The organism is Streptomyces sp. SP17BM10 (genome assembly GCF_036322405.1).
Classification (GTDB): Bacteria; Actinomycetota; Actinomycetes; order Streptomycetales; family Streptomycetaceae; genus Kitasatospora.
This window is the reverse complement of sequence record NZ_JAQYXB010000255.1, coordinates 1-4,437: the sequence shown is the minus strand read 5'-3', so window position 1 is coordinate 4,437 and position 4,437 is coordinate 1. Positions and strand designations below refer to the sequence as shown.

Sequence of the window (4,437 nt, the reverse complement as noted above, 5' to 3'; positions counted from 1 at the left end):
GGGGCACTCGATCGGTGAGGTCGCGGCGGCGCACGTGGCGGGGGTGTTCTCGCTGGAGGACGCCTGCACGCTGGTCGCGGCCCGGGCGCGGCTGATGTCGCAACTCCCCGGTGGGGGAGCGATGGTGTCCGTCGAGGCGACGGAGGAGGAGGTGCTGCCGCTGCTGACGGACGGCGTCTCCATCGCCGCCGTCAACGGCCCGCGCGCCGTCGTCCTCTCCGGGGACGCCGACGCCGTCGAACGCATGGCCGCAGGCTTCGCCGCCGACGGACGCAGGACTAGGCGTTTGCGGGTGAGTCATGCGTTTCACTCCGTACACATGGACGCCATGCTCGACGACTTCGAGCGGACCGCCCGCGGCCTCACCTACGCCGCCCCGCGCGTCCCGCTCGTGTCCAACCTGACCGGCGACGTCGTCACCGGCGACACCGGGGACCGGTTCGACGCGCGGTACTGGGTGCGCCACGTCCGCGAGGCCGTCCGCTTCGCCGACGGCGTCGCCGCCCTCAGCGCCCGCGGCGTGCGCCGCCACCTGGAACTCGGCCCGGACGGCGTGCTGTCCGCGCTCGTCCAGGCCAACACGGCGGGGGACGCCGACCCGGCCCGCCCGGTGGTCACCGCCACCGCGCTGCGCCACGGCCGCGACGAGCGCACGACCCTGCTCGCCGCCGTCGCGCGCCTGCACACCGACGGGCTCGCGCCGGACTGGTCCGCGCTCTTCGCCGGCACCGGCGCCCGCCGGGTCGAGCTGCCCACCTACCCGTTCCAGCGGCAGCGCTACTGGCCCGAGCAGTCGTTCGGCTCGGCGGCGTCCCCGGCCGTGTCCCCGTCCGCGTCCTCGGACGGGGAGTTCTGGACGGCGCTGCGCACCGCGTCCTTCGAGTCGCTCGCCGGCACCCTGGACGTCGACGGTGACGCCCTCGCCCAGGTGCTCCCGGCCCTGCGCGACTGGCACGACCGGCGCGAGGAGCGGGCCGCCGTGGACGCCCGCCGCCGGCGGATCGTCTGGAAGCCGCTCGACCGGCCGCGCGCCGCCGCCCCGGCCGGCACCTGGCTCGCCGTCGTGCCCGCCGACCACGGCGACCCGGCCTGGACGGACGAGCTCCTCGCCGCGCTCGGCGCCGACGCCGTCCGGCTGACCGTCGAGGCCGACGCCGACCGCGCCGGACTCGCCAAACAGCTCGCCGACCTGCCGTACGCGGCCGAGGAGATCGCGGGCGTGGCATCGCTGCTGGCGCTCGACGAGTCCGCGGACGGCAGTGCCCCCGCCGGGCTCGCCCGGACCGCCGCCCTGGTGCAGGCCCTCGGCGACGCCCGGATCGGCGCCCCCCTGTGGTGCCTCACCCGGGACGCCGTCGCGGCCGCCCCCGGCGACCGCGTCACCGGCCTGGCCCAGGCCGCCGTCTGGGGCCTCGGCCGGGTCGCCGCGCTCGAACTCCCGCAGCGCTGGGGCGGCCTGATCGACCTGCCCACGAGCCTCGACCGGCGCACCGCCGCCCTGCTGGCCGCCGTCCTCGCCGACCCGGACGGGGAGGACCAGCTCGCCGTGCGGCCGACCGGGATCCTCGGCCGGCGCCTGGCCGCCACGCCCGGCGGCTCCGTGAGCGATCCGGCGCACTGGGAGCCGACCGGCACCGTCCTGATCACCGGCGGCACCGGCGCGCTCGGCGGCGAGGTCGCCCGCGGCCTCGCCGCCGCCGGCGCCCCGCACCTCGTACTGCTCAGCCGCCGGGGCCCGGACGCGCCCGGGGCGGCCGAGCTCCGCGACGAGCTCGCCGCCACCGGTACCGCCGTCACCGTCGTGGCCTGCGACGCCGCCGACCGGGACGCGCTCGCCGCCGTCCTGGCCGCCGTGCCCGCCGAGCACCCGCTGACGGCCGTGGTCCACGCCGCCGGCGTGCTCGACGACGGCGTCATCGACGGCCTCACCCCCGAGCGCTTCGAGGACGTCCACCGCGCCAAGGCCACCTCCGCGCTCCTGCTCGACGAGCTGACCAGGGACCACGACCTCGCCGTCTTCGCCCTGTTCTCCTCCGCCTCCGCGGCCGTCGGCAACCCCGGCCAGGGCACCTACGCGGCCGCCAACGCCGTCCTCGACGCCCTCGCCGAACGCCGCCGCGCCGACGGACTCGCCGCCACCTCCCTCTCCTGGGGCGCCTGGGCCGGCGACGGCATGGCCGCCGACGCCCGGGCCGGCGAGGCCGCCCGCCGCACCGGCATCAAGCCGCTCGACCCGGCCGTCGCGGTCGCCGCGCTGCGCCGCGCCGTCCTCGACACCGCGCCGACCACGCTCGTCGCCGACGTCGACCCGGAGCGCTTCGTCCGCGCCTTCACCGCCGTCCGCCCGAGCCGGCTGCTCGCCGAACTCCCCGGCTACGCCGACTCGCAGAGCCCGGGTGAGGACGACGGGAACGGCCGCGAGCTGCGTGCCGAACTGGCCGGACTCAGCCCGGCCCGCCGTTCCGCCGCCCTCCTCGGGCTGGTGCGCGGACGGGCGGCCGAGGTGCTCGGACTGCCCGGCATCGAGGCCGTCGGCCCCGAGAAGGCCTTCCGCGACCTCGGGTTCGACTCGCTCGGCGCGATCGAGCTGCGCAACCGGCTCGGCGCCGCGACCGGCCTCGACCTGTCCCCGACGCTGGTCTTCGACCACCCGAGCCCGACCGAGCTCGCCGCACACCTGCTCGGCCTGCTGGTCGACGAGGTCGACGGCGGAGCCGGAACGGACGGCGCCGACCCGGAGCGCGCCCGACTGCGGGCGCTCGTCGAGTCCGTCCCGCTGGACCGCCTGCGGCGCAGCGGCGTCCTGGACGCGCTGCTGAGGCTCGCCGACGGCGCCGCGAACGGTGCCGACGGCGGCGAGCCCGAGGCCGCCGACGCCATCGACGCGATGGACCTGGACGACCTGGTGCAGGCCGCCCTGCGCAACGACCCCGACCACGCCCAGGACTGACGGAGCAGAGATGACCACGCCCCACGACAAGGTAGTCGCCGCTCTCCGGTCCTCGATGAAGGAGACCGAACGGCTGCGCAGGCAGAACCGGCAGCTGCTGGCCGCGGCGGCCGAACCCGTCGCCGTCATCGGCATGGGGTGTCGCTACCCCGGCGGCGTCGCCTCACCCGAGGACCTCTGGGACCTCGTGGCGGGCGGCACCGACGCCACCGGCGGCTACCCGGAGGACCGCGGCTGGGACCTCGGCGCGCTGACGGACGCCGGCGTCGACGAGCGCGGCACCCGCGTCTCGCGGCGCGGCGGCTTCCTCGACTCGGTCTCCGGCTTCGACGCCGACTTCTTCGGCATCTCGCCGCGCGAGGCCGTCTCCACCGACCCGCAGCAGCGCCTGCTGCTGGAGACGTCCTGGGAGGCGTTCGAGCGGGCCGGCCTCGACCCGGCGGGCCTGCGCGGCAGCCGCACCGGCGTCTTCCTCGGCACCAACGGCCAGGACTACGCGTACCTGCTGGTGCGCTCCCTGGCCGATGCCACCGGCGACATCGGCACGGGCATCGCCGCCTCGGCCCTCTCCGGCCGCCTCTCCTACACCCTCGGGCTGGAGGGCCCGGCGGTGACGGTCGACACCGCCTGCTCCTCCTCGCTGGTCGCCCTGCACTGGGCGGTCCAGGCGCTGCGGGCCGGCGAGTGCGCGCTCGCCGTCGCGGGCGGCGTCAACGTGATGGCGACGCCCGGCTCGCTGATGGAGTTCTCCCGGCAGGGCGGACTGGCCTCGGACGGGCGCTGCAAGGCGTTCGCCGACGCGGCCGACGGGACGGGCTGGGCCGAGGGCGTCGGCGTGCTGGTGCTGGAGCGGCTCTCGGACGCCCGCCGCAACGGGCACCGCGTCCTCGCGGTCGTCCGGGGATCGGCGGTGAACCAGGACGGCGCGTCCAACGGCTTCACCGCTCCCAACGGTCCCTCGCAGCAGCGGGTGATCCGGCAGGCGCTCGCCAACGCGGGGTTGACGGCCGCCGACGTCGACGTCGTCGAGGGCCACGGGACGGGCACGCCGCTCGGCGACCCGATCGAGGCCCAAGCGCTGCTCGCCACCTACGGGCAGGGGCGGGAGGACGGACGGCCGCTGTGGCTGGGCTCGGTCAAGTCCAACGTCGGCCACGCCCAGGCGGCGGCCGGGGTCGCGGGCGTGATCAAGATGGTCCAGGCGATGCGGGCCGGCGTGCTGCCGAAGACGCTGCACGCGGACGTGCCGTCCTCGCGCGTGGACTGGTCGGCGGGCGCGGTGCGGCTGCTGACCGAGGCGCGCGAGTGGCCGGCGGACGAGCGGCCGCGCCGGGCAGGGGTCTCGTCGTTCGGGATCAGTGGGACGAACGCGCACGTGATCGTCGAGGAGGCGGTGGAGGAGGACGCCGCGGCCGAGGAGCCGTCGGTCGTTGCCGGTGTGGTGCCGTGGGTGGTCTCGGCGAAGTCGGAGGCGGCGCTGGACGCGC

Annotated in this window: 2 protein-coding genes; both read left to right on the top strand. The window is 77.0% G+C overall.

Going from position 1 to position 4,437, the window contains the following annotated elements; all coding sequences use genetic code 11:
- Window positions 1–2,950 (top strand): SDR family NAD(P)-dependent oxidoreductase (locus tag PUR71_RS01105; protein WP_329924379.1); only part of this gene is annotated, 2,950 nt, incomplete at its 5' end.
- 10 nt (window positions 2,951–2,960) lie between these two features.
- The coding region (locus PUR71_RS01100) for a type I polyketide synthase (protein WP_329924378.1) at window positions 2,961–4,437 on the top strand (1,477 nt) is incomplete at its 3' end.